We start from the raw sequence: 25,629 nt of genomic DNA on the forward strand, positions 1-25,629 counted from the left end.
CGGCGCAGCGTGGAAGAAGACCAGCGAGGCCGGGCAAGAATACCTGTCCGTATCGCCCCGACGACCCTTCACGTTCCCGGCGACGGTCTATGCCCCGCCTGATCAGGAACGAGGACGGCACGCACGACCTGATCTGGTCGCGCAACAAACCGAAGGCAGCCTGACAGCCGCTTACCGCGTCCCGCCCACTGCGGCGGGGCGCGATGCCGCGATCGCAGCACCGCACGCGCGGGATTTCTGCTGCTGCCGCGTGCTGGATACGCCCCGTCACGGCGGGCCTGCATGTGCGATGCCTTGTGGCTCCGCAATCCGTGTCAACGAGCGGTGTGGCGGCGTTGTCGGCGCTGCCAAGCTGCCGGGCTGACGGGGCTCCGCCGCTGGTGCCGGCAAACGCTCTTGGCCGTCATTCGTCCCCTCCCGCCTTCGCCCTGCGACTGCATCCGCCGCCCCACGTTGCTAACGCGCCGGGCGATATCAAACTCTTCCAGTATCGCCCTGCGTTCCCCGCGCCCCCGCGCCGGTTGGATCAACTCCGGGGTGCCATCACCGGCACCCCCCACTGAGCGGCGTGAGCGGATGCACTACCATTTGACCTCGCACAGATCGGCCCGGCTACTGGACGGTTGGGCTTTTCGAGTAGCGATCCAGCGTGCTCATGTAGGTGGCGACTGGACACGTTGGAGAACGCTTCTGGCCCAAACCACGCGCCTTCCTTACCGTCGTCGAATCGCCGCTTCCAATGGGGTGCTTCACTGCCACCTTGGTTTCCCAAAAAACCAAGATGACAGCACATTGCGCCCTCGGACTACGATCTGTACTGTTCATTTTAGTGTTGATGTTTTCCTTTCGGTGCCTTTACGGAGATCCGCGTCTGCGGGTTTCCTCAGACCCGGGTGATCCGCGTCCGTGTCTTTCATGACTTCACCAATCCGCCTTCGGTACCTCTTCCGCTTTCGACGGCTACGTGGGCTGGCGCATACGCGGCAACCGTCCGCTGGCACGGTGCGCCTCGGCGTTGGCGTGTGTTCAATGGAAGTGGCGCCGGCCTTGACCACGCTTATCACCAGGCAGAAGGCCGGGTGCACGTCAAAGCCCACGGCCTCACCGCGACGCGAGCGCGGGTCTGACACGCTGCCCGTGGTGCGCATGTTCACACCGGACGCACATGCGACCTGGCTTATTGCTGCGCTCGACCGGACCGATGGCGATACGGCCTACGGCCTGATCGACCTCGGATCGGGATGCCTGCCCTGGCGACGGTAAAGCTGTCCCGATCTGGCGTCCATCGTCGAGCCGCTCAAGCAGCCCGTGAGACGCAGATCGGTACTTCCAGCCGACGCGGCCGCTGTCGAATACGTTCGACTGGCTCGGAAAACGGTTCGATCACCGATTGACGCATTCCAGCGACCCGGGCAAAAAGTATCGCATTGTGACTATTTCGGTCTTAGCTAAGACCTGGCAAGTCTTGATCCGCATGCTTGCACCAGGGTGGTGCGCTCCTGACCAAAACAGTCATGATGCCAGGCGCAGATTCGGCACGGTGTTCAAAGTGCACCCCATTTCCGGGCGGGTGCAGTCGTCGCATTTAGACGATTTCGGCAATGCACTGGAGCGAATCTGTCTTGACACCAGCAGTTAAAGCGTAACCCGAGTTTGATGACCACTTGATGGCGATTCGATAGCCCCGCACAGCGGAATTGTGGCGACGTTCCCAGAAACAGGGAGGTTTCGCCATGACTGACCGCAGCAGCCAACACTGGTATCCCACGGCCGCGTATCTCTACACGCTGCACCTCGATGGCCCAGCGCTGGCTTGGGAGTATTTGCGCAGGAATCCGCTACCGGCGCGACTGGCTACGCCGGCGTCGCAAGCCTGATGCGGCGCAGGCCTGGGGCCTGCGCCTGCTGGAAGATCCCGGCCTGGATGCGCGCGACGCACATCCTGCTTGGTTCCCCGATCACGATGCCGTGGTGCAGCTATACCCCCGACGCCGACCCACCACCCGATGCGCATACCTTGGAGTTCTGGCGCATTCCTGGGCGCAAGCAACTGACCCACGACGGCAAGCGCCTGGTGCTCGTATCGCATTGGCCGGCTGCTGCGTTCGGCTGGCACTCGCACCCGACCGAAGATGGTTCGGCCTATCTCTACGCCACACGCGCCTGCGCCACGCCCTGTGCGCGCTACTGCACGCTCGCTGCGAAGCTGGATGCGCTATCTGCCGCAACCGTGGCCACGCCTGTGGCAACAGCCCGCGCTCGCCCCACGCCCGCCGCGCTGCTGGAACTGCTCCTTGCAAGCGCTCGACGCGACCTCGCGGGAGCCTCCTTGCGCGAGGTGGGCGAAGGTCTGTTCGGCGCGGATGCCGTCGCGGCCGACTGGCACAAAGACAGTGCATTGCGTGCCCGCATACGGCGGCTGGTACGCCGCGGCGATGAGCTGATGCACGGCGGCTACCGCCGACCAGCGCAGCTTCCAATGTTCCCGTCGCATCAGGGGAGTTTCTCGACCCGTGCAGACCGTCCCTTAGCAAGAAGCCTTGCTTTCTGGAGAGTGCCTCTATCCGGCCGCGTGGTGTGGCCCAGGCTTGATGGAGGTACATCCCATGCGACCTGCTCCTCGCGGCCTGCCGCCGCTGCCGTCACTGCGACCTCGCAGCCTCAACGCTACCCGACAAACGACGAAGCCGCCGACTACCTGCGGCTGTCGCCGCGCACGCTGGAGAAGCAGCGGGTGATCGCGGCGGCCCCAAGTTCCGCAAGTTCGGCCGCCGCGTCATGCACGCGGTGTCCGACCTCGATGCCCGGGCCGACCAGCGCAGCTACGAGGCCACGTCCGATCCCGAATACGCCGAGCGCCACGCGGGCGACTACCGTGATGGCCGCTGATCGTCGGCGCGTGGGTGGCCCTTCGCCATGTCCAGCCCGCCGGGCAAGCCTTGCCGCAGCGCGAACAGCTCGATCTGTTCCGCGCGCTGCCGGGCGACATGGCGCCACGCGATTCCAGGACTTGATGGCCTTTCCGTTCTTCTCGCTTGCTAAGTCGCGGCGCACGGCGCCGATCGACTTCCGCAGCGGGAACGTCACCATTCGCGTGGAAGGCACGCAGGAGCACGGCATCGCAACGATATGGGATGCCGACGTGCTGATATGGGCCGCCTGGCAGATCGTGGAGGCGCGCGACGCGGCCTGCGCCCGCGCGCTGATACGCGCCACGCCTTACGAGATTTTGCGCTTCATCGGGCGCGGCACGTCCCTCAACGACTACCAGCGCCTGAAGGCCGCCCTCGACCGGCTGCAATCGACCACGGTGGCCACGTCCATCCGCGAGACCACCGGGAAGGCGGCTGCACCGCTTCTCGTGGATCAACGAGTGGAAGGAACTCGCCGACGCCAGCGGCACCCCGCTGGGCATCGAGCTGATCTTGCCGGACTGGTTCTATGCCGGCGTGCTCGACGCCGCCCTGGTGCTGACCATCGACCCGGCCTATTTCCGCTTGAAGGGCGGTATCGAACGCTGGCTGTACCGCCTGGTGCGCAAGCATGGCGGGCGGCAGGAGCACGGCTGGCAATTCGACTTCCGACACCTGTACCGCAAATCCGGCAGCGCGGCCCGCTTCTCGGACTTCGCCTACGACGTGCGCGCCCTGGTGGCGCGGCAGTCGTTGCCCGGCTACGTCCTCGGCATCGAGCGGATGCCGGACGACAACACCGAGCTGCTGACCTTCCGGCCCGTGCCGCACGCGGCACGGGGATAACTGCGGGAGAACCTGTGGACGGCCTCGTGCTATCAGGAGTACCGGGTATCGTGCTATCAGGAGTACCTCGTGCTATCAGGAGTACGAAAACGCCGGAAAGCCAACAACGGCGCGGGTTTGCGTTCCCTCTAACTTACCTAACAAGAAATACATAACTTTTAGTAGAAGCGCGCCGTTTCGGTGGACAACCACGAAACGGCACGGCCAGGCCGGCTTTCCAGCTCGGAGGGCCGCGCCATGATCTTCGCGTTTCTCAACCAGAAAGGCGGCGTCGGCAAGACCACGCTCGCCACGCACATCGCCGGCGAACTGGCGATGCGCGGCCTGCATGTCATCCTGCTGGATGCCGACCCGCAGGGGTCATCGCTCGACTGGACGCAGCGGCGTAGCCAGCAGGGCCTGCCCCGTCTGTTCAGCGCCGTGGGCCTTGCCCGCGAAACGCTGCATCAGGAAGCGCCAGAACTCGCCAGGCGGGCCGATCACATCATCATCGACGGCCCGCCGCGCATCGCCGCCCTCGCGCGCTCCGCGCTGCTGGCGGCCGAGCGCGTGCTGATCCCCGTGCAGCCCAGCCCCTACGACGTATGGGCTTCTGCCGAGATGGTCGCACTGATCCGCGAAGCACAGGTGTTCCGGCCAGCGCTACGCGCGGCCTTCGTCATCAACCGGCGCGTCAGCACCACCATCATCGGCAGGGAGGCACGGCAATCGCTGGCCGAACAGCCGCTGCCCGCGCTGCGCTCGGAGATCCACCAGCGCATCGTCTTTGCCGACAGCGTAGCCGCTGGCCGGCTCGCCCGCGAAACCGCGCCCGACAGCGCCGCTGCCCGCGAGATCGCCGCGCTCACCGACGAACTGCTGCGGTGGCCGACATGACTGGAAAGCCATCACCACGCAGCAAGCGCGTCGGCATCGGTGTACGTCCCCCAGCGAATCCGCACGCCGAAGCGTGGATTCGCCAGGGCGACGCAGATGCCTTGCAGAAAGGCGACCTCTACACCGCTCGACTGACGCTCGACATCACGCCCGCCATGCGGGCGCGCATCAAGGTGTCGGCCTTCACGCGAGGCGTGACCGTAGCCGAACTGCTGCGCGACCTGCTGGAGCGGGAGTTTCCCCCGGAGGGCACGCCGTGAACGCATCCGCTTCGACCGCCCACACCCCCAAAGCAAGTGCGCCCACGGCTGCGCCGCCGCCGGCGCCTTCGACACTCGCCGGCCAGGCCGGCAACGTGCCGCTGACGCGCGTGGCGCTGACCTACATCGAACCCCGCTTCAAGCTCTACCTGCGCTTCGGCGAACCGGCGCGCACGCTCCAGCTCGACCGCTGGCGGCGCTGCGCCGTGTTCCTGCCGAACGCGGTTCTGTGCCGCATCCGTTGGCAGGCCAACGACTACGGCACGATCCGCTGGCAGCTCATGGTGATGCAGACCGCCACGCCGCTGGACGCCGTGCAACGCATCCCCGGCGTGCAGCCGGGCGCGCGTCTGCTGTTGCACGCCGAAGGCGATGCCAACGTTCGCGCCGTGCTGGAACGCATCGACGACATCGAGGCGCTGGGCATCGCAGCCGCAGACACATCGCCCGCGTACTGGCGCACGCTCGCGAACCGGCTCGCAGCGCGCTCGGCGTTACCCACATACACCACAGAACGGCACGCCGCCTGGCTGGCAGGGAGGGCATTGCCATGACCACGATTTCCACGACCGGCCCCGTGCCGCATCCTCGCTCGCGCCTGCGCACTCGCCTCGTGCTGGCAGGCTTCGCCACCGTCGGCCTCGCTGCGCTGGCCTGGGCTGCGTTCGTGCAGCCCCTGCCGCGAATGGCCTACAACCCGTCCGACAGCGTGGCGGTCGGTTGGTATCGCATCGAACCGTTCGACCCGCGCACCGCCTCGCGGCCACGTCCGCTGTCCGTGGACAGCATCGTGCTGATGCCGCTGCCCGACAGGGCCGCCATGCTGGCTGCGCAGCGCAGTTACCTACCGACCCGCGTTCCGCTGCTCAAACGTGTGGGCGCAGTCGCGCCACAACACGTCTGCATCGTCGCCGGCCAGGTTCGCATCGACGGCGTGCCGGTGGCCGCCGCCCTGCCTGCCGACCGGCAGGGCCGACCGCTGCCATCCTTGCAGCTTTGCCGCCGTCTCGAACCGGGCGAACTGTTCCTCTTGAGCGTGACCAACCCAGCGTCGTTCGACAGCCGCTATTTCGGGCCGGTCAGTGCATCCACCGCGATCGGCGTTGCGCATCCGATCTGGCTGGAGACACGTCCATGATGGCCGCCGATTCGCTGCACTTTGCCGCGCCTCTCATCGTGCCATCGGGCATGTCGTTCTACTGTTCGTCGCCTTGTCATCGCACGTGCAGTGCGGGTGCATTCGCACCGCACTTCGCGCTGCCTTCGGCGCAGCCGTCCAACGTGCAGGCGTCTTGCCTCGAACGCGCCTGGCCTGCGGCCATTGGCGTGTTCGCCGGCGGGCTGGCTGCTCGTGCAGCAGCGCCGCCGGGCCGCCGATGCCCGGAGCGGGAGCGAGGGGCAAAGGCGGAAGGCAAGACAAAAGGACGCGGCACCGGGCCGCGTCGAAGGCCTGTCTGCACATGGGGGTGGCGCGGCACGGAGCGGCTTTGCCGCCGTGCCGCGTGGGGCGCGAGGCCCGCGCCAATGCAGGCATGTCCGCGTGCTTCGCACGCCCGGAGACGCCGGAGCTTGCCAGGGGCGCTGCCATGACCGACCGCCGCGACGACGATTTCCGGGTGCGCCCTGGCGCGCCGAAGAACCGAGGCAAAGGCCAGGGCCAGAGCTTCGTTTCCAAGGTGCTCAAGCGGGCTGGCAAAGCCAGCGGCGGCAAGTCGGCGGTGCGCCGTCCTGTCGCTGGCGGGAGCGGCCAGCACGCGGGCCAGCGGCCCGGCTCACGGCTTGGGCGCGGCCATACGGCAGCGCGCTTCGCAGGTGCAAAGCTGACACCCATGTCACGGCGCGTGACCGTCAAGACGCTGCTGGTCAACCAGCGCAACGCCAGCCCGCAGTCGCTCGCCAAGCACCTGCGCTACATCGAGCGCGACGGTGCCGGCCGGGACGGCGAGCCGGGCCGTGCCTACGGGCCGCAGACCGACCATGCCGACCTCGATGCCTTCAAGGAACGCTGCCAGGACGACCGACACCATTTCCGTTTCATTGTTTCCCCGGAAGACGGAGCCGAGCTGGACGACCTGCGCACCTACACCCGGCACCTGATGAACCGCATGGAGGCCGACCTGGGAACGCGGCTGGATTGGGTGGCGGTCGATCACTGGAACACCGACAACCCGCACACGCACCTGATCGTGCGCGGACGCGACGATACCGGCAAAGACCTCATCATCGCGGGCGACTACATCGCCCACGGCTTCCGCCATCGCGCCGCCGAGCTGGCGACGGAATGGCTGGGGCCGCGCACCGAACTGGAGATCCAGCAGACCTTGCAGCGCGAGGTGGAGCAAGAGCGGTGGACGAGCCTCGACCGCACGTTGCAGCGCGAGGCCGGCGAGGATGGCCGGGTGCAGATCGAACGCTTCAACGAACCCCGGCTGCAACGCCAGCGCCTGCTGCTGATCGGCCGCCTGCAACACTTGCAGCGCCTGGGCCTGGCCGACGAGGTGCAGCCCGGCACCTGGGCCATCCATGCCGACGCTGAGAAGACCCTGCGTGCCCTGGGCGAGCGTGGCGACATCATCCGCACCATGCAGCGCGCCATGAGCGGCCAGCCGCGCGAGCTGGCGGTATTCGAGCCGGCCGACGACGGCCGTACCCTCGTCGGCCGCGTGGCCGCCAAGGGGCTGGCCGACGAGCTGCACGACCGCGGCTATCTGGTCATCGACGGCGTGGACGGCAAGGCCCACTACGTCGCTTTGAACGCCCGCGACGAACTGGCGAGCTACCCCACCGGCGCGGTGGTGGAGGTGCGTGGTTCCGCCGAGGTACGGGCGGCGGACAAGAACATCGCCGCACTGGCGAGCGATGGCCTGTACCGTACCGATCATCACCTGGCGATCGAGCAAGGCCGAGCCAAGCCCGGCCGCGACCCGCAAGAGGCTGTGGCGGCCCATATCCGCCGGCTGGAAGCCCTGCGCCGGGCCGGCATCGTGGAGCGCGTGGCCGAGGGGCTATGGAAAGTGCCGGACGACCTGCCCGAGCGTGGCCGCCAGTACGACGCGCAGCGCCTGGGCGGCGTGGCCGTGGAGCTGAAATCGCACCTGCCCATCGAGCGGCAGGCCCGCGTGATCGGCGCCACCTGGCTCGACCAGCAACTGATCGGCGGCGGCCGGGGATTGGGCGACCTGGGCTTTGGCGGCGATGCTAGGCAAGCCTTGCAGCAGCGCGCCGACTTCCTCGAAGAACAGGGGCTGGCCCAGCGGCGCGGGCAGCGGCTGATTCTCTCCCGGAATCTGCTGGAAACGCTGCGCAATCGGGAGCTGGCGCAGGCCGCCCAGCACATTGCCGCCGATAGTGGGTTGGAGCATCGGCACGTCACAGACGGGCAGCGCGTAGCCGGCATCTACCGGCGCTCGGTCATTCTCGCCAGCGGTCGCTATGCGCTGCTCGATGACGGCATGGGGTTCAGTCTGGTGCCTTGGCGGCCGATAATCGAGCCACGACTGGGGCAGCAGATCGCCGCGACTGTACGCGGCGGCGGTGTGTCATGGGAGGTTGGACGGCAACGAGGTCCTGGGATTGGATAGGGGCCGTAGGCTGTCGTACCGAGTTAAGGTGTCGAGCAGCGTTCTGGCCCTAGCTTCTGTGCTCCGTTAAGGCGACTAGTCTGTGCTTATCGCCGACGCTGTGGGTGCATGGTTGCTTGCCGATTCCGGTGCAACTCGCAAACGCGCTGCCCCGACCTGAACTGCCCATTCAACGATCTGCCCGGCCAACACGTCCGTCGCGACACCGAACGCGCTCACCACATCTGCCTCTCGCTTGCTGCCTGTAGCTTGGATTGCTTCGAAGCGTCTACTGGCAATAGCAGTCCGTTTGGCCGGATCGACCAGTTGCACATCGAGCCGAACCCGAACCGCGGCGATCGCTTCAGTGCCGCGGTATTCGAGCTGGAACGCCCGCAGCGTACTGCGCAACTCCATATCGGCGCTCATTGGGGTGCTATCGGTAATCACGGAAGTCGACCGCCCATCGCGCATGAAGGCTTCGACGATTCGGTCACGCAGCAGCACCGGTGCGGGGTCGGCCCAACGCACTCCTTGCCAAGCCGACAAGCGACCATCGGGCTGCGCAATGAAAAGCCGCTCCGAATCCAGGACGCGACTACTCTCAGGGGCGTAGACGCGCAGCGCCCCAGGTCCAGGAACGGCGCGTGGCGTACTCTCCGCCTGGGCGATGTGATAGTCGGGCAGTTTGTAGGTGACCATTGGAGCTGTTTTGGGAAGCACACTGCACGCGGACAAGCCGAGTACTAGCGTCATAGTCACGGCAGCGACGGGAATCATCCTGGCGGAAGTGTTCACGGCTTGGTTTCCTCAATGTTCTCTCCACCGAGCAGGTATTGCGCCGGATTGCGATCCAGTCGGCGCAGCACGGTGTTTAGATTGGCCAGCGCCTGCTGGAGTTCGTGCATGGCAGGACCTGTGGCGGCCAAGCCCTGGTTCAGCGATTCCTGATTGTTTTGCAGTAGCGTCTCAACCCTGAAAGCGGCGCGTTCGAGGGATGCCGTTGCATCACGCGTGTTCACCATGATTTGCTTACCATCGTTATTTAGTAGCAGGTTGGCATCGCGAAGAGTGCTATTTGCTTGGCGCACGGCAGCTGTCGATTCTCTGCTTGCTTCGGTCAGATTGCTGATTAACGTCGCGATCTCGGCCCTCTGGTCAGCGACCGCGCCCGTAGTCTGTTCGAGATTCACTAGACTGCGGTGCACAAGAGCCAAATTCTCCTTCGACAGTAACTCCTGCGTGCGCAGCAAGATGCCGTTGAGTGTCGTCATGCTGTTACCCTCGCCGGAGACCAGGGATGCCATCGCCGAACGTGGCGCGAGGATCAACGGTTCCTCGTCCTCTTTCCGATCCAGCAATGGCACGTTTGGCCCACCGTCGCTCAACTCGATCACCGCGTTGCCGGTAATTCCCGTGATGACCAATTCAGCGCGGGTATCCTGCCGGACCGGGATGGTGGCATTGATACGCACGCGCGCTATCGCCCGCCTTGGGTCAGGCGGCGAAAGAGAAAGTGCAACGACTTCGCCAATCGTGATTCCGCTGTACTGAACCTGGCTGCCGGGCGTAAGCCCGGTCACTGGCTCATCGAACATAATCCGGTAATACTGGTAATCGTGGTCGGAACGTGTGTCGCTGAGCCAAAGCGCGAAGCCAATACCAATCGCACCGAGCAGCACGACGAACAGACCAATGAATACATGATGGGCACGTGGTTCCATGATCAGACCACCTCGTTTTCAGAGTGTAAATATTGCGTGCGCCCAGCCCAATGCGTGCGCGACGGAAGAATGATGCAGATGCGGAAGGGTTTCATGGCTGCGTCTCTTGGCTGGAAGCACCAGTGGCCTGTGCGGCCGCACGGCCACGGGGGCCGTGAAAGTATTCCTGTATCCACGGGTGCTTGAATCGCTCGACTGCCTCGATGCCGTCGTTGATGAGTACCTTCTGGTTCGCCAGGACCGCGACACGGTCGCATATGGTGTACAGCGTATCGAGGTCGTGGGTTACCAGAAACACCGTGAGACCCAGTGCATTGCGCAGGGTCAGAATCAATTGGTCGAAAGATGCAGCCCCGATTGGATCCAGTCCTGCGGTGGGTTCGTCAAGAAACAGGATGTTCGCATCAAGCGCCAAGGCTCTCGCCAGTGCTGCTCGTTTCACCATGCCTCCGGACAACGAGGCCGGATATTTGTCTCCCGCTCCGGCAGGCAACCCCACCAAGCCCAGCTTGCTTCTTGCCAAACGCTCGGCAAGAGGCCGCGCCAGACCGACATGCTCGATTAAAGGAAGAGCGACGTTCTCCAAGACGGTCAGCGATGAATACAACGCGCCCTTCTGGAACAGAATGCCGAACCTTCGCTCCATACGCGCGCGTGCAAGCCATTGGGCTCGCAGTAGGTCGCGCCCCCGATACGGACCACGCCCGAATGCGGCTTCTGCAGCCCGACGATGCTACGCAAGAGCACGGATTTCCCGGTGCCTGATCCTCCCACCACGCCAAGGATTTCCCCGCGTCGCACGTCCAGGTCCAGGTCCTGATGGACCTGCTGGGTTCCAAACCTGTTGTCTAGGCCGCGCACTTCAATAGCGTGTCGCACACCGTTGTCGGTGTCTTCCTTCACCGCGCTCACCAGCCCATCTCCATGAAGAACAGTGCAGCGATGGCATCGATCAGGATCACCATGAAGATTGATTGCACAACACTAGAAGTCGTGTGGTCGCCTACCGACTCAGCGCTACCGGCGACCTTGAACCCTTCATGGCAGCCGATAGCGGCGATCATCACCGCGAAGAGCGGGGACTTGCTCATTCCGACAAGAAAATGGCGCACCTCGATTTTTTCCTGCACGATGGCAAGGAACTGTGCAGGAGGAATCTCCAAGCTCAGTGCGCATACAGTGGCGCCGCCCACAATGCCAGCCAAGATGCCTACTAATGTGAGCAGTGGCAAGGACACAAGAAGCGCCAGCACGCGTGGCAGCACCAGCAACTCGATGGGGTCGAGCGCGTTGGAGCGAAGCGCATCGATCTCTTCATTTGCCTTCATCGAACCGATTTGGGCGGTATACGCGCTTGCGGTACGGCCTGCAATCAATATGGCCGGGAGCAGCACTCCGAACTCGCGCATGAACGAGAAGGCGACCAGATGCACCGAGAAGATGCTCGCACCGAAGTTGGCCAGCACCGTTGCGCCCAGGAACGCCACCACCATTCCTACCATGAAGCTCAGTAGCGCCACGATGGGAATGGCGTCCACCGCTGACCGCTGGATTTGAGCGATCACCGAGGTCGTGCGCCAGCGACGCGGGTGACGAACGGTACGGCTCCATGTTTCGATGATCTGACCCACGAACCCGGCCAGACCAAGACACGCACGACAGCCCTGTTCCACGGTCAGGCCTATGCGTCCCAGACCGCGGAGCAGAGGATTCCCGCTCACCGCTGCTTTGTCCGTCTTCTGCTGAGCGGTAGCAGCGGCGGCAAGCGCTTTCATTAGGGCGAGGCGATCCGGGGACAGATTTGGAGCTGCCTCCGGCCGGTCGAGTATCGAGTCTGGCCCGAGAATTTCCACCAGCAGAGCCGCGCCGGCGGTGTCCAGTCTCTGGACTTGCGTCCAGTCGAGCAAGGGAGTGGCGTACCCCTCGGCATGGCTGATGCGGGCGGCGGACACGGATTTTGCCAGACTGGCGTAGTGCTCTATCGTCCAGTCGCCACCCGCCAGCCATTTGTGATCACCGCCGACCATGGCATCCTGCCGGAGCCAAGCCTGTGAAGCGTTGCTCATGGCTGCGTGTCCCGCCAAGCGCTGTCGATGCGCTCGATGCAGTTCGTGATCGCCGCTTTGGCATGACCCAGCAATGTGTACGAACCGGCGAACTCTTTAATGACGTTGCCGCGCTCGAAGCAACTGGCGGCAGCAACGCGTCGTCCCGTACTTACATCGACTGCTTCGAACTCTAGGCTGGCACCGCCCGTCGTCACGGGTCCAACCAGCAGGGTCGTCATTGCATTGACTGCCCGATTCGGTGTCTGCAGTTCGGTGACCGCTACACGCACCCGAACCTGTCCCGTGCCACCTGGGGTGGCGGGACTTTTGCCTTCCTGGCGTTTCAGTTCGCTCGTCACATGGTCTAGCACTTCACGCTGCTGCGCGTCATCGAGCCCATCGATGCGACCCGAGGCGGTCTTGATCTGCGCATCTTCCACCACGACAGCGGCATAACGCTTGGGCTCGAATCCCGCTGCGCGGTACATCAGTACGTTCTCGTATCGTGTCGGCGATAACTTCTCGTAGTCGCCGAGAAATCCGGAGCGCGTCATGCTGTTGGTCGCGCATCCAGAGAGCGCGCCTGCTACGCAAAAAAAATGCCGCCGCGGATCAATGCAGTTTTGCTCTTCATAATGGGTCTCCTTGATCAAACGAAACTAAGACAGGCAATGCCTGCTGCGATGAGGGCGGTGCCAGACCAGCGCGTCACTGATGCGAGATCGCCTAGCAAGAGGGCGCCGATACCCAAGTTTCCAAGTAGCCCGATTCCTGCCCAGGCTGCAGAGGCCGCGCTGATCGGAATCCGCTTGAGCGCGAGCCACAAATCTCCGGCAAACCTGCGCTCGTGATTGGCTTGTACCGCGTCGAACGCCCGGATCATCTCGTCGATCAGTGTCACGAACAAATCGCGTTTGGTCTTGAAATGATAGAGAAACGCCCCTTTGCTCAACCCGGCCCGCACGACGACGGCGTCCAGCGTCAGACGACTGGCGCCTTCCTCCAGCACCAGTTCGCGAGCGGCCTGCAGGATGCGCTCGCGAGTTAGCTGGGCTCCTTGCTGGAGAACGGGCTGCGCATCGGTGCTGCTATGGGCGGTGGACGGGGGGGGCAACTTTGTTTTCGCGCGAGGCGGCATGGTCGTGCTCCAAAAAAAGCTTGAGTCATATACAGTCCAGTCGGTATAGTAGAAGGCGTAAAACAGTCCGTCAAGACTTTTTCGGAATGCAAGGACCTGCCATGTCTCAAATTCTTGAACGCTATCGCCTCATGGCCATGATTTCGCCGCTAATGCTTCTTGCGGCTTGCAGCCATGCTCCGCACTCTGCCGATCCGCCTCGCCTGGATGTACCGGCCCATTTCTCAAATGAAGAGGGAGGTGAAGGCATCCTGGACAAATCATCCCGCCGTACTCTTCCCGTCGACTGGTGGACGGCCTACGGCGATCCACAGCTCAATGTCCTAGTCCGGGCGGCGCTGGAGCGCAACACCGAACTGTCGATTGCGCGCGCGCGCGTCGACGAGGCCTCGGCCGCCACGCGGCGAGCACGGGCCTCCCTGCTCCCCTCGTTGTCCGCGGGCACGCAGGCAACTCGAGGACGCGACTATTCAGAGAACGTTGCGATCGGCAATGATGGCCGCGCCACGTTGTCTGCATCGTGGGAGGCAGACCTGTCGGGGCGGCTTTCGCAGGCAGCAGAAGGTGCGCGCCTGGATGCGGTGGCAGCCGAACAAGCGTGGGTTGCCACGCGTTGGCAGGTCGCGTTTGAAACAGTGTCGGCGGCTGTGCAGCAGCGCCAAGCCAGTGAACTCGAAGCGCTCGCCACGGCGCGGCTGGCATCCGCCGAGCGACTCGTCTTGCTGACACAACGGAAGTTCGAGGCCGGACAAGCTACCGGCTTCGACATCGAGCGAACCCGCTCCGGCGTCGTCGCACTGCGTGTGGAGCAAGAGCAACTTCGGCGTGCGCGCGGCGAGGCGACGCATGCACTTGATGTACTAGCGGGACAAACGCCCGGAGCGTCTGCAGCTTCTCCGACTCTTGCTTCACTCGCCGCCCCCAATTGGACACCGACACGCATACCTGCGGACCTGCTGAGTGAGCGGCCCGACGTGCGCGCCGCCGAAGCGAAGTTCGCAGCCGAAACCGCGCGCTGGAACGCAGCCGAAGGCGAACGCTTCCCTAAGCTGGTGTTGGACCTGAGCGGCGGACGGCAGCGCGTTGAGAGTGCGGGGACGCGCATTACCGGCAACATTTTTTCACTTGGGGCCGGGGTTTCGTTGCCGATCTTCGATGGTGGCGCGATCCGTGCCGGCATCGAGACCGGAGAGGCGCGCAGCCGAGCTGCGCGCGCGGAGTTCGAGCGCACTTTGTTGAGTGCATTGCAGGACGTAGAGAACGCATACCTCGGTTGGCATACGCAGCACGCCGCACTGGAGCATCAGACCGAGGGGGTCGCAGTCGCGGAGCGTCAGCTCGATCGCAGCCGCCGTCTGTTTGAGGCGGGACAAGTGGACGCCACGGTGGTGGCCGAGGCTGAGGCGGGGGTGATGTCAGCGCAGGCTTCGCTGATCCGCACGCGGGCCGAGACAGCCGTGCAATGGGGTGTGCTGGCAAAAGCACTATCCGGCCCACCTGTTTGATCGGGGAAGCTTGCTGGAGCAGCTTGCGAAGGCTAGATAGCGTGGCGCAAGGCGAAGGTGGTGAGGCCTAAGTGAGGAGGAATGCGAACATGGAAATTCGGCATCTGCGCTACTTTCTAGCGGTGGCAGAGGAACTGCACTTTGCCCGAGCCGCAGAGCGCCTCCACATCGAGACATCGCCGCTGTCGCGCGCCATCAAAGAGCTTGAAGAGGAGTTGGGCGTAGCGCTATTTGCGAGAACCACTCGGAGCACCCGCTTGACTCGTGCAGGCAGACTCTTCTTTGAGAGCGTACCCCGTGTCTTCGCAGCTTTGCAGCAGGCGCGCGACAGTGTGAACGCCGCAGCCAATGGCTTTCATTGCCAGCTCCGTATTGCATTGTCTGATGGAATCACGCCATCGCGCCTGCCTGCGTTGTTGGCGCTCTGCCGGCAGGAAGAGCCGGAAGTGGAAGTTCGCTTCTTCGAAGTGCCTTTGTCACAGCAAATCAAGGGATTGTGTGGCGAACTGTACGATCTCGGCTTCGCTCAATCGGATGAAGTCGGCGAAGGCATCATCGCCGTGCCGGTGTGGAGTGACCCTCTGATGGTAGCTGTGCCCGCACGGCACCCCTTGCTATCCCACAAACAGATTCCCCTGGAAGAGCTGTTGCGGTATCCGCTGGTGCTCTGCGACGCGGTGGCGTGTGAGGGCCATGCTCGGCAAGTTGAACGGGTGCTACGTCGCGTGGACATTGAGCCTCTAATTGCCGAACGCGTGACTTCCAGCGATCTAATGATGGTCCTGGTTTCGGCGGGACTTGCACTAGGCCTCACAGGAGGTGCGCATATTACTGCCAGCAGGGAACAGGGTGTGGTCGCACGGCCGCTGACTGGAGGTTCGCCCATGCTCACGACCTATCTGCTACGACCGGCCAGCGAGCCGTCAGAAATACTGACTCGCTTCATGGAACGCGTTCATTCGATCAAATCTCCAGACGCCAAAAGTCGGCGGTAAACCATCACACAATCTCCCAAGGAAACTTAACCATGAAGAAGATTGCTCTCATATTGCTTTCCTCGACACTGGCAGCCTGCAGCCCATCCGGGAAACCAGATAAAGGCAACCTTCCGACGGTCGATGAATTAGCGCTCAATCCTGAGCGGCTGAAAAAGTTGCGCCAGCAATGCAAGTTGGATCGTCCTATGCTGGGCGACCAACTATGTAACCGGGTTGCCGAGGCTACGCGAAAGCGCTTTTACGAAGATGGCGATGTGCCCTACACCACACCTAAAGAGCCGCCGAAGTTCTAAGCTGGTGGTCACGCTGGAGTATGTATGCCGGATATGAAAAACTTGAAGGAGAATTGCAATGGGCTGGATCTATCTTGTTTTGGCTGGATTGTTTGAAATCGGATGGCCGGTCGGGCTGAAAATGGCGCAAGAGCCAACATCGCGTTGGAGTGGGGTCGCAGTAGCCGTCTCTTTCATGACAATTAGCGGCGCCTTCCTATGGCTTGCTCAGCGTCAGATACCGATTGGGACTGCTTATGCGGTGTGGACGGGTATCGGAGCGGCGGGAACGTTCTTAGTCGGAATTCATTTCTATGGCGACCCAACCTCCCTGATGCGATACCTTGGCGTGGCGCTGATCATCCTGGGCGTTATCACGCTCAAGTTATCGAGTTGAGTACTAGCTCCTTTGATAGCGTAGTCACTGGGACACCCTGCGACACAGACTGGATCGGGTTCTGGGAACTCGCACGGTCACCTCCTCCTAGTCGTTATATGTGGTGAGCTTGCCGCAGCCTCGGGAGAGTTCGAGCCAGTGCGCGTAAGGCGGTGGAGCAGCCATTCCGGGTGCTCCACCTTCAGCTCCTGCAAAGGTGGAGAAAGAGTGTGGGTTGGCTAGCATGGCGCGGCCAAGAATCACCAAACCCATCTACCTGCCAGCGATCACGTGCTCGGCCATTCGCGGATCGTCGATGCCCCAACTCACTGCCACAGGTAGCCCAGTCTCGCGGCTCATGCGTTTGGCAAAGGGGCTGACGCGACGGCCGGCAACCAGCGGCTGGCCATTCGCTTCCTTGACATTAACCAGTCCGGCTCGGCCGTGGCAGGCCGCCGCGACCACCCTGCCGTCAGCCCAAGCGCCCGACAGCAGATTGACGAGCGCCCCGCTCCGGGTAAGTCCCACATGGTGCCATGGCCGCCGGGCAGGAACATCACCGCACCCCCTTCCGGGGCGATGCTGTCGATCTTCAGCGAGCCTTCGAGCTTGTCCATCGACACCTTGTCATCGAGGAAGCATTCCACGCTCGGCGGGTTCATGCCTTCGCTCGCTATGGAATGAGGATCCACCGGAATCTCGCCGCCGGCGATTGACGCAATATCCACATTGGCACCTGCATCGACCAAGGCGTAGTACGGGGTGGACTGTTCCTCGAACCACACGCCGGTCAGGCGCGGGTCGTCGCCCATCGTTGCCTGCGAAGTCAAAACCAGCAGAATCTCGAGGGGAGTTCCCATCATGGTTTTCTCAGTTCAGACGCTTGGGATCAAGCGGCCAGCGACCATTACGCCTGCTTGGCTTTGCGCGCTGTCTCGACCAAGCTGTCGAGCCAGTCCTGATGGCCGTTGATCATCGGGTTGGGTTTGGCGTTGTGCAGCTCCTCGGCCGGCTTGCCCTTCTGCGTTTCCTGCGTGAGGATGCGCACGCGCCCGCCGTCCAGGTTCTCGACCAGCCAGGCGTGATGCACATCCAGGCGCGTATCTGTGCCTTCCTCGCCGGACCAGCCGTGCCAGGCCACGCGGCCGGGTTGCCCATCCGCAGGTGCCACGTACTCGTTGCACTGCCCCTCTACCGGGAAGCCGAAGGTCTCGAAATAAAATCGATCGCCGTCGGCCAGTACCGGGCCTTTGCCGCCATGAAAGCGCACGTTAGCCGAGTTGGCGTAGTAGCTTGGCCACAGCGATGGTGTGACGAGTAGCGGCCATACGTCGGCCGCGCTCAAGCCGGCGGCGATGATCTCATTAGAGGCGAAATTCTCAGTAAAGCCCGGCGTGTAGCCTTCGGGCCAGAGGATGGCGTTCTGTTGCTTGCTCATATCGAAGCTCCTTCACAAAATGTCAATGACGCAACAGGGGTGGCTGCGTCATTCAAGTGGTCATAGAGCAATCATGAGCCTCCCTGTGAAATAAGTGAAATCCTAATTTTTTATTTTTGAAATCATATAATTTGATATCAGCGTCTAGGTTCTGCCATCCGCCGACAAGGCTATCTCGCAGCGGTGCTACGAAAGGGTCCGTCTCCAATTGAGCCGGCTGATTGCATATTTGTAGTGCGAGGCAGAGTTGTGCTGAGCATGACGATGAGAGCCATCTTGCCTACTTGTTGTTAGCACAGGAAGTGAACAGCAGTGCTCGTATCCAGCGATGTGCTGGATCGTGATGGGTGCGTTCGTGCCAAGCAGCCGTCTTGGTGAACCCCGGTATCTTCATCGGCGGCAGGGAGATAGCCAGCTTGTCCATACCGGCGACCAAGCGGCTCGGCAAGATCGCGACCATGTCACTGGCACGCAGGATGTCTGGCAAGATCAGAAAGCTCTTGACCGACAGTGTGACGCTTCGTTGTTTGCCCAACTGTTCTAGCGCATCGTCGGTGACGCCGCGGAAACCTCCACCATCGTAGGAAACAAGCGCATGGTCGAGAGCACAGAACTGCTTAACTGTCAGCTTGCGCCCCATAGCCGCTGGATGGTCTTCCCGCAGGACACACACGTAGTGCTCCTTGAATAGCTCTCGGGCATGCAGATTTGGCGGAGTGATCTCTGGCGTCAGGAGGGCTAGATCGATTTGACCGCGCTCAAGCTGGTTCTGTAGCAGTCCGCTCTCGACTGGCACTAATGAGACTCGAACGCGCGGTGCGTGCTGTTTGAGTGCCGATAGAAATGGGACAGCAATGGCACGCAGCGCATAGTCCGTCGCGGCGATGGAGAAGGTCAGTTGTGCGGTGGCCGGGTCGAAAGAAGGTGGCTGGAGCAGCGCGTCGATTTCCGCTAGCACCTGTTTGACAGATATCCCTATGTCTAGCGCCCGCTGCGTCGGAACGATGCCCCGCTGCGCACGCGCGAACAGCGGGTCGCCGAAGCTTTCACGCAGCCGCGCAAGCATGCCGCTCAAGGCCGGTTGGGTTAGTCCAAGACGTGCTGCCGCCCGTGTCACGTTGCGTTCGTCCAACAATACGTCCAGCGCCTTGAGTAAGTTGAGATCCATGCTCTTGATATCTTTCATTCTTATCCAGATTTCAATAAATAATTCTTTCCCATGATATCTAGATTCTGCTCATGAGGGGAGCGAGACCCAGCGAGAATTTTTTTCTGGGCAACCTCTTGGAAACTCCAAATGCGCCATAGGGTGCTTTAGTTTGCGGCGTTTGTCTTCGACTCGCCCCGCCGCTCATTCTTTCTTTTCCCTCGACCGTTGTGCTCAAAACGGTCTTTGACGGGCACCCACGCGGCACCGATCCTCGCTCTATGCGGCACGTTCCTGTGCCGCTTTTGAACGAGGAATCAGTGCAGGGAAATCGGAGGCCAGTCAATGCAAGCTCAGGGCGTACTGTTCGGGCAGATCGCCGCCGTATTCGGCATCGTGATCGCCGGCGTGTGGGGTGCAACGCAATGGACAGCCGCCGCCCTGGGCTATCAACTACGCCTTGGCTCGCCATGGTTCGACTTCTTTGGAACCCCGGTCTATCACCCTTGGCGGCTGTTCGAGTGGTGGTTCTTCTTTGATGCCTACGCGCCGCACGTCTTCGATATCGGCGGGGCCATCGCGGGTGGAAGTGGTCTGGTGGCCGTGGTGGTCGCCATCGCCATGTCGGTGTGGCGCTCGCGGCAAGCGCGCCTTGTCACCACCTACGGTTCGGCACGCTGGGCCGATGCGGAAGACATACGCAAAGCTGGGCTGATCCAGCCCGACGGGGTTTTCCTCGGGCTGCATCGCGGCCAGTACCTCCGCCATGAAGGCCCGGAACACGTCCTGACCTTCGCACCAACGCGCTCGGGCAAGGGTGTGGGCCTGGTCGTTCCCACCTTGTTGAGTTGGCCCGCATCCGTCGTCGTTCACGACATCAAAGGCGAGAACTGGACGCTCACCGCAGGCTGGCGTTCGCGGTTTAGCCACTGCCTCCTGTTCAACCCCACGGATGCGCAGTCGGCAGCCTACAACCCGCTGCTGGAAGTGAGGCGCGGCGCGCACGAAGTGCGCGACGTGCAGAACGTGGCCGACATTCTTGTCGATCCCGATGGCGCACTCGAACGCCGGAACCATTGGGAAAAGACCAGTCACGCGCTGTTGGTCGGCGCCATCCTGCATGTGCTGTACGCAGGCGAGGACAAGACGCTGCGCGGCGTCGCCAACTTCCTCAGCGACCCGGCGTGTCCGTTCGAGCTGACGCTGCACCGGATGATGACGACGAAGCACCTGGGCGATGCGCCTCACCCGGTTGTCGCATCCGCTGCCCGCGAAGTGCTTAACAAGTCGGACAACGAGCGATCGGGCGTGCTCTCCACCGCCATGTCGTTTCTCGGCCTGTACCGCGACCCGACCGTGGCCGAAGTCACATCGCGCTGCGATTGGCGCATCGCCGACCTGATTTCCGCCGAGCACCCGGTATCGCTCTATCTGGTGGTGCCGCCCTCCGACATAAGCCGCACCAAGCCGCTGATCCGGCTCATCTTGAACCAGATCGGGCGGCGGCTGACCGAATCGCTCGACGGCAGCGATGGCATCGCGCGCCGGCACAAGCTGCTGCTGATGCTGGACGAGTTTCCGGCGCTGGGCCGCCTCGATTTTTTCGAGTCCGCGCTTGCCTTCATGGCCGGGTACGGCATCCGCAGCTTTCTCATCGCTCAAAGCCTGAACCAGATCGACAAGGCGTATGGGCAGAACCATTCCATCCTCGACAACTGCCATGTCCGGGTGACTTTCGCCACCAACGACGAAAGGACGGCGAAAAGGATTTCAGAAACCCTCGGCACCGCCACCGAGCTTCGCGCGCAGCGCAACTACGCCGGCCACCGGCTCGCTCCGTGGCTGGGGCACCTGATGGTGTCGCGTCAGGAAACTGCACGGCCGCTGTTGACGCCCGGCGAGGTGATGCAGCTTCCACCTGATGACGCCGTGGTCATGGTGTCCAGCGTCGCCCCGATCCGCGCGAAGAAGCTGCGCTACTACGCCGACGCCAATTTCAAGAATCGCGTCCTGCCACCGCCCGCGCTCGTAGCCGGGAGGTACGCCGACGCGCCGCCAGCCCGCCCCGACGACTGGAGCGGCTTGGCGATCCCGGCCGTACCTGCGGCGCCGGCCTCGGCATCCGCCGATGGCCTGGGCGGCACCGATGACGGCGGCCCACGCCGCCAGCCCGAACTCTCCGAAACCGTCGCCTACGACCCCGAGCCGGACGCACATGCGAACGACCTGGCGCTGCTCGATGACGACGACCTGGCGCTGCCGCTTCCCGGCCAGCTCGACCCGGCCATGCAGCGCACGGCCCGGCTGGCTTCCCTCGACCCCAACGACGGAATCGACCTATGAGCCAATACCGCCTCAATCTTTTCATCCAGCCCGAGCACGCCCAGCGCCTGGACGAACTGGCCGCCAAGAAAGGCGTGTCCAAGTCGTCCATCGTCGCAGCGGCCTTGGCGTCCTGGCTGTCGCCCGATGCTGGCGACCAGCGCGAGGCCGCCATTGCCAAGCGGTTGGATCGACTGTCGCGGCAGACCGAACGCCTGGAGCGCGACCAGAACATCCAGATCGAAACGCTGGCGCTGTTCATCCGCTACTTCCTGACCGTCAGCACGCCGGTGCCCGAAGCCCATCAGGATGCGGCACGCGCCCAGGGCAAGGTGCGCTTCGAGCAGTTCGTCGAACAGTTGGGTCGCCACCTTCTGCGTGGCCGCAGTCTGGTGCGCGACGTGGTGGAGGAACTGCACCCCGATCCGATGCAGATGGATGACGCAGCAGCGATGGCCTCCGCCCATGAACGAACTGCGGAGCGTGCGTCATGAGTGCCGTTCCACAGATCCAGCCCGAACCTCGCTCATCCGCAGCAGCGTCCCAGGATCGCCGCATCCAGATGCTGCGCACTGCAATGGGGCCGCTGATCGCCGCTGCGCTCGAAGACCCGGATGTGGTGGAAATCATGCTCAACCCCGATCGCACCCTGTGGGTGGATCGGCTGTCGTCGGGTCGCTCGCCGCTGGGCGTGGAGATGCCCGAGGCCGATGGTGAACGCATCATCCGCCTGGTCGCCGCGCATGTCGGCGCGGGAGGTGCATCGCGGCCAGCCGCTCTTGACCGCCGAGTTGCCGGAAACCGGCGAGCGTTTCGAGGGCATCCTGCCTCCGGCCGCCCCGGGGCCAGCCTTCGCGCTACGCAAGCGGGCCGTGAGCATCATCGGCCTGGATCGCTACGTGGCCGACGGCATCCTGACCGCCGGGCAGGCCGAGTTCCTGCGCCGCGCCGTGCGCGAGCGGCAGAACATCCTAATCGCCGGCGGCACCAGCACCGGCAAGACCACGCTGGCGAACGCGCTGCTGGCCGAGATCGCCGCCACAGGCGACCGCGTGCTGGTGCTCGAAGACACCATCGAGCTGCAATGCGCGGCCCGCGACCATGTGCCGCTGCGCACCCGCGCCGGCGTCGTCACCATGACCGAGCTGGTGCGGGCCACGATGCGCCTGCGGCCTGACCGCGTGATCGTCGGCGAGGTGCGCGGCGGCGAAGCCCTCGACCTCATCAAAGTGTGGGGCACCGGCCACCCCGGCGGCATTGCGACCATCCATGCCGGCTCCGCGCTGGGCGCGTTGCTGCGCCTCGAACAGTTGATTCTCGAAGTCGCTGTGAATCCGCCGCGGGCGCTGATCGCCGAGGCGGTCAACGTCGTCATCAACATCGCCGGACGCGGCCGCAAGCGCCACGTCGAAACCATCGCCCGTGTCGTCGGCTTCGACGGCACCGGCTATCGCCTGGCGGACGCACTGGAAACGCCGTTTCCCGAGCTGACGCCGGTTCCTCTCGCAGCCGACGCCGCTGCACATTCCCGTCCCCCAACCAACTTGGAGAACTGCCATGACGCACGTTGATTCTTTCCGCTTTTCCGTAAATCCGCTTCCTCGCCTGTCCGGCCTGGCGCGGCTGCGCAGCCTCACCCGCCCTGCGAGGCAGGGGCTGCTGCTGGCCGCGCTGCTGCTGTTGCTGGCCGGAACGGCGCAAGCCGCCGGTTCCTCGATGCCGTGGGAGGGGCCCTTGCAGTCGATTCTGGAGTCGATCCAGGGGCCGGTGGCACGCATCGTCGCGGTCATCATCATCATCGCCACGGGCCTGGCGCTGGCCTTCGGCGACACCAGCGGCGGCTTTCGCAAGCTGATCCAGATCGTGTTCGGGTTGAGCATCGCGTTCGCCGCTTCCTCGTTCTTCCTGTCGTTCTTCTCGTTCTCCGGCGGGGCCGTCGTATGAGTACGGCCAGCGACCTTCCAGGCTTCGAGGTGCCGCTGCATCGCTCGCTGACCGAGCCAATCCTGCTGGGCGGCGCGCCGCGCACCGTGGCAATTGCCAACGGCACGCTGGCCGCCGCCGTCGGGCTGGGCCTGCAACTGTGGATTCCCGGCGTGGTGCTCTGGATCGTCGGCCACTCGCTGGCCGTATGGGGTGCGCGCGTCGATCCGCAGTTCATGCAGGTCTTCGCGCGGCATATCAAACACCGCCCGCTTCTGGACGTGTGAGGGAGGACGCCATGCTGAACCTTGCCGAATATCGTCAGCGCCCGGCCTTGCTTGCCGACTGGCTGCCCCTGGGCCGGGCTGGTCGCGCCGGGCGTTGTGCTGAACAAAGATGGTTCGTTTCAACGCACGTTCCAGTTTCGCGGCCCCGACTTGGACAGTGCGACACAGGGCGAGCTGATTGCCACGTCGGCGCGGCAGAACAACGCGCTTCGCCGTACCGGGTCTGGCTGGGCCTTCTATATCGAGGCCGAGCGGATGCGGGCATCGAGCTATCCGCAATCCTCCTTTCCCGAACCACTGTCCTGGCTGGTGGATGAGGAGCGACGCGCGGCGTTCGAGGAGTCGGATGGCCATTTCGAGAGCGTCTATCACTTCACGTTGCAACACCTACCGCCGCAAGAGTCTCGCGCCCGTGCGGCTGGGATGCTGTACGAGAACCGGCCCACTGAGGGTGTGGACTGGCGTGGTCGGCTTGATTCCTTCGTGGCAGAGACCGATCGCGTGTTCGACCTGCTCGATGGTGTGATGCCGGAGATTGCCTGGCTGGACGATAGCCAGACGCTGACCTACCTGCATGCCACAGTCTCCACCCGGCGCTATCGCGTCGGCGTGCCCGACGTGCCGTTCCATATCGACGCACTGCTTGCCGATGCCGCGCTGGTCGGCGGCCTGGCGCCCATGCTGGGCGATCAGCACCTGCGCGTGGTGTCGGTACGAGGCTTCCCGACCTCGACCTGGCCGGGGATCTTGGACGACCTCAACCGCCTGGGCTTTGCGTATCGCTGGAGTACGCGCTTCCTGTGCCTGGACAAAGCCGAGGCGGAACGGGAATTGGGGCGCTTGCGGCGCCAATGGTTCGCCAAGCGCAAGAACGTCATCGCGCTGCTGCGCGAAACGATCTTTCAGCAGGAAAGCCCGCTGGTCGATACCGATGCCAGCAACAAGGCCGCCGACGCCGATGCCGCCTTGCAGGAGCTGGGCAGCGATCAAGTCGCCTTCGGCTACCTCACCGCCACGGTGACGGTGCTCGACGCCGACCCGGCCGTGGCCGACGAGAAGCTGCGCATGGTGGAGCGCGTCATCCAGGGCCGGGGTTTCGTGACCATCCCCGAAACCCTCAACGCAGTCGATGCCTGGCTGTCGTCCGTCCCCGGCAACGCATACGCGAACGTGCGTCAGCCCATCGTTTCGACGCTGAACCTGGCGCACATGATGCCGATGTCAGCGGTATGGGCTGGGCCGGAGAAGAACGAACACCTCGATGGCCCGCCGCTGATCGTCACCCGCACCGATGGCGCGACGCCGTTCCGGCTGGTGACGCACATCGGCGACGTGGGGCACACCCTTGTCGCCGGGCCGACCGGCATGGGCAAGTCGGTGCTGCTCGCCATCTTGGCCATGCAGTTCCGGCGCTACTTCGGCTCGCGGATCTTCGCCTTCGACATGGGCCGCTCGATGCGCGCCACCATCTTCGGCCTTGGCGGTGAGCACTATGACCTCGGCGCCGATGGCGGCATCGCCTTCCAGCCACTCGCGCGAATTGCCCACGAGGGCTACCGCACCTGGGCCGCCGAATGGATCGAAGGCCGTTTGCTGCATGAAGGCGTAGCAGTCGGCCCCGACGAGAAGGCTGCCATCTGGTCGGCGCTGAGAAGCCTTGCCGGTGCGCCGGTGGAGCAGCGCACCATGACCGGCTTGTCGGTGTTATTGCAGTTTAACGCGCTGCGCCAAGCGCTCGCGCCCTATGTGCTGGGCGGCGCACACGGCAAGCTGCTGGACGCTGACCACGACCGGCTGGGCATGGCCGACGTGCAGGGCTTCGAGATGGAAGAACTGATGCACAGCCCGGCCGCCGTGCAAGCGGTGCTGCGCTACCTGTTCGCCCGCTTCGACGAACGTTTCGACGGCGCGCCCACGCTGTTGATCCTCGATGAAGCGTGGCTGTTCCTCAATGAGCCGTCCTTCGCGGCCCGCATCCGGCAATGGCTCAAGACGCT

20 protein-coding genes and 8 pseudogenes are annotated in these 25,629 nt (G+C 63.6%); 19 read left to right on the forward strand and 9 right to left on the reverse strand.

Annotation, left to right across the window (positions count from 1 at the left end; all coding sequences use genetic code 11):
* Window positions 1-1,029: 1,029 nt before the first annotated feature.
* From IPM06_16770 to IPM06_16810, 9 genes and pseudogenes are all read left to right on the forward strand, one after another.
* Entirely contained in the window at window positions 1,030-1,263 is a 234-nt protein-coding gene (locus tag IPM06_16770) for a DUF2958 domain-containing protein (protein MBK8772065.1), read from the forward strand.
* A gap of 470 nt (window positions 1,264-1,733) precedes the next feature.
* Window positions 1,734-2,479, forward strand: a pseudogene (locus IPM06_16775) (DUF2285 domain-containing protein).
* 96 nt (window positions 2,480-2,575) lie between these two features.
* Window positions 2,576-2,889 (forward strand): annotated as a pseudogene (locus tag IPM06_16780) (DNA-binding protein).
* Window positions 2,886-3,758 (forward strand): annotated as a pseudogene (locus IPM06_16785) (replication initiator protein A). Before IPM06_16780 ends, IPM06_16785 begins: the two co-directional pseudogenes overlap by 4 nt.
* 237 nt (window positions 3,759-3,995) lie before the next feature.
* Window positions 3,996-4,634, forward strand: coding sequence for an AAA family ATPase (locus IPM06_16790; GenBank protein ID MBK8772066.1), 639 nt, complete (start codon window positions 3,996-3,998; stop codon window positions 4,632-4,634).
* Window positions 4,631-4,894 carry a chromosome partitioning protein ParB gene (locus IPM06_16795; protein ID MBK8772067.1) on the forward strand — a complete coding sequence of 88 codons (264 nt, stop codon included), beginning with the start codon at window positions 4,631-4,633 and terminating at the stop codon, window positions 4,892-4,894. Before IPM06_16790 ends, IPM06_16795 begins: the two co-directional genes overlap by 4 nt.
* On the forward strand, window positions 4,891-5,448 hold the full coding sequence (locus tag IPM06_16800; protein ID MBK8772068.1) for a DUF2840 domain-containing protein: 558 nt from the start codon (window positions 4,891-4,893) through the stop codon (window positions 5,446-5,448). Before IPM06_16795 ends, IPM06_16800 begins: the two co-directional genes overlap by 4 nt.
* Window positions 5,445-6,032, forward strand: a complete 588-nt coding sequence (locus tag IPM06_16805) for a S26 family signal peptidase (protein ID MBK8772069.1) — start codon at window positions 5,445-5,447, stop codon at window positions 6,030-6,032. Before IPM06_16800 ends, IPM06_16805 begins: the two co-directional genes overlap by 4 nt.
* 448 nt (window positions 6,033-6,480) lie before the next feature.
* A complete protein-coding gene (locus IPM06_16810; GenBank protein ID MBK8772070.1) occupies window positions 6,481-8,475 on the forward strand; it encodes a relaxase/mobilization nuclease and DUF3363 domain-containing protein in 1,995 nt (664 codons plus the stop codon).
* A gap of 75 nt (window positions 8,476-8,550) precedes the next feature.
* On the opposite strand, the gene IPM06_16815 is transcribed toward IPM06_16810, so the two are convergent.
* The 6 genes and pseudogenes from IPM06_16815 to IPM06_16840 form a co-directional block, all read right to left on the reverse strand.
* A complete protein-coding gene (locus tag IPM06_16815; GenBank protein MBK8772071.1) occupies window positions 8,551-9,252 on the reverse strand; it encodes a membrane integrity-associated transporter subunit PqiC in 702 nt (233 codons plus the stop codon).
* Window positions 9,249-10,178: an MCE family protein gene (locus IPM06_16820; protein MBK8772072.1), complete on the reverse strand. Its 930-nt coding sequence runs from the start codon at window positions 10,176-10,178 to the stop codon at window positions 9,249-9,251. The genes IPM06_16815 and IPM06_16820 overlap by 4 nt, the downstream gene beginning before the upstream one ends.
* Before the next feature lie 91 nt (window positions 10,179-10,269).
* Window positions 10,270-11,090: pseudogene (locus tag IPM06_16825) on the reverse strand (ATP-binding cassette domain-containing protein).
* Window positions 11,087-12,244 carry an ABC transporter permease gene (locus IPM06_16830; GenBank protein MBK8772073.1) on the reverse strand — a complete coding sequence of 386 codons (1,158 nt, stop codon included), beginning with the start codon at window positions 12,242-12,244 and terminating at the stop codon, window positions 11,087-11,089. Before IPM06_16830 ends, IPM06_16825 begins: the two are co-directional and overlap by 4 nt.
* Window positions 12,241-12,860 (reverse strand): annotated as a pseudogene (locus tag IPM06_16835) (DUF3313 family protein). The gene IPM06_16830 and the pseudogene IPM06_16835 overlap by 4 nt, the downstream one beginning before the upstream one ends.
* A 15-nt stretch (window positions 12,861-12,875) precedes the next feature.
* The gene (locus IPM06_16840) at window positions 12,876-13,178 is read right to left on the reverse strand and encodes a hypothetical protein (GenBank protein MBK8772074.1); all 303 of its coding nucleotides are present in this window, start codon (window positions 13,176-13,178) and stop codon (window positions 12,876-12,878) included.
* On the opposite strand from IPM06_16840, the pseudogene IPM06_16845 reads away from it, so the two are divergent.
* The 4 genes and pseudogenes from IPM06_16845 (at window position 13,171) to IPM06_16860 (ending at window position 16,536) form a co-directional block, all read left to right on the forward strand.
* Window positions 13,171-14,869, forward strand: a pseudogene (locus IPM06_16845) (TolC family protein). The gene IPM06_16840 and the pseudogene IPM06_16845 sit on opposite strands and share 8 nt — an antisense overlap.
* An 89-nt stretch (window positions 14,870-14,958) precedes the next feature.
* A complete protein-coding gene (locus IPM06_16850; protein ID MBK8772075.1) occupies window positions 14,959-15,864 on the forward strand; it encodes a LysR family transcriptional regulator in 906 nt (301 codons plus the stop codon).
* Window positions 15,865-15,896: 32 nt separating this feature from the next.
* Entirely contained in the window at window positions 15,897-16,160 is a 264-nt protein-coding gene (locus tag IPM06_16855) for an EexN family lipoprotein (GenBank protein MBK8772076.1), read from the forward strand.
* A 58-nt stretch (window positions 16,161-16,218) separates the two neighbouring features.
* A complete protein-coding gene (locus IPM06_16860; GenBank protein MBK8772077.1) occupies window positions 16,219-16,536 on the forward strand; it encodes a multidrug efflux SMR transporter in 318 nt (105 codons plus the stop codon).
* 335 nt (window positions 16,537-16,871) lie between these two features.
* On the opposite strand, the gene IPM06_16865 is transcribed toward IPM06_16860, so the two are convergent.
* From IPM06_16865 to IPM06_16875, 3 genes are all read right to left on the reverse strand, one after another.
* Window positions 16,872-17,378 carry a hypothetical protein gene (locus tag IPM06_16865; GenBank protein MBK8772078.1) on the reverse strand — a complete coding sequence of 169 codons (507 nt, stop codon included), beginning with the start codon at window positions 17,376-17,378 and terminating at the stop codon, window positions 16,872-16,874.
* 44 nt (window positions 17,379-17,422) lie between these two features.
* Window positions 17,423-17,953 carry an SRPBCC domain-containing protein gene (locus IPM06_16870; protein MBK8772079.1) on the reverse strand — a complete coding sequence of 177 codons (531 nt, stop codon included), beginning with the start codon at window positions 17,951-17,953 and terminating at the stop codon, window positions 17,423-17,425.
* Window positions 17,954-18,233: 280 nt separating this feature from the next.
* Window positions 18,234-19,139, reverse strand: a complete 906-nt coding sequence (locus IPM06_16875) for a LysR family transcriptional regulator (protein MBK8772080.1) — start codon at window positions 19,137-19,139, stop codon at window positions 18,234-18,236.
* Between the two features lie 306 nt (window positions 19,140-19,445).
* Here IPM06_16875 and IPM06_16880 point away from each other — a divergent pair, with 306 nt between their 5' ends.
* The 6 genes and pseudogenes from IPM06_16880 to IPM06_16905 all read left to right on the forward strand — a co-directional run bounded on the left by IPM06_16880 (window position 19,446) and on the right by IPM06_16905 (window position 25,629).
* Entirely contained in the window at window positions 19,446-21,443 is a 1,998-nt protein-coding gene (locus tag IPM06_16880; GenBank protein ID MBK8772081.1) for a conjugal transfer protein TraG, read from the forward strand.
* Window positions 21,440-21,916: a CopG family transcriptional regulator gene (locus IPM06_16885; GenBank protein MBK8772082.1), complete on the forward strand. Its 477-nt coding sequence runs from the start codon at window positions 21,440-21,442 to the stop codon at window positions 21,914-21,916. The genes IPM06_16880 and IPM06_16885 overlap by 4 nt, the downstream gene beginning before the upstream one ends.
* Window positions 21,913-22,993 (forward strand): annotated as a pseudogene (trbB, locus tag IPM06_16890) (P-type conjugative transfer ATPase TrbB). Before IPM06_16885 ends, trbB begins: the two are co-directional and overlap by 4 nt.
* Window positions 22,980-23,366: a TrbC/VirB2 family protein gene (locus tag IPM06_16895; GenBank protein ID MBK8772083.1), complete on the forward strand. Its 387-nt coding sequence runs from the start codon at window positions 22,980-22,982 to the stop codon at window positions 23,364-23,366. Before trbB ends, IPM06_16895 begins: the two are co-directional and overlap by 14 nt.
* Complete coding sequence (locus IPM06_16900) at window positions 23,363-23,632, forward strand: VirB3 family type IV secretion system protein (GenBank protein ID MBK8772084.1); 270 nt, start codon at window positions 23,363-23,365, stop codon at window positions 23,630-23,632. Before IPM06_16895 ends, IPM06_16900 begins: the two co-directional genes overlap by 4 nt.
* 11 nt (window positions 23,633-23,643) lie before the next feature.
* A pseudogene (locus IPM06_16905) lies at window positions 23,644-25,629 on the forward strand (conjugal transfer protein TrbE).

This window comes from Hyphomicrobiales bacterium, from assembly GCA_016710435.1.
Classification (GTDB): domain Bacteria; phylum Pseudomonadota; class Alphaproteobacteria; order Rhizobiales; family Aestuariivirgaceae; genus Aestuariivirga.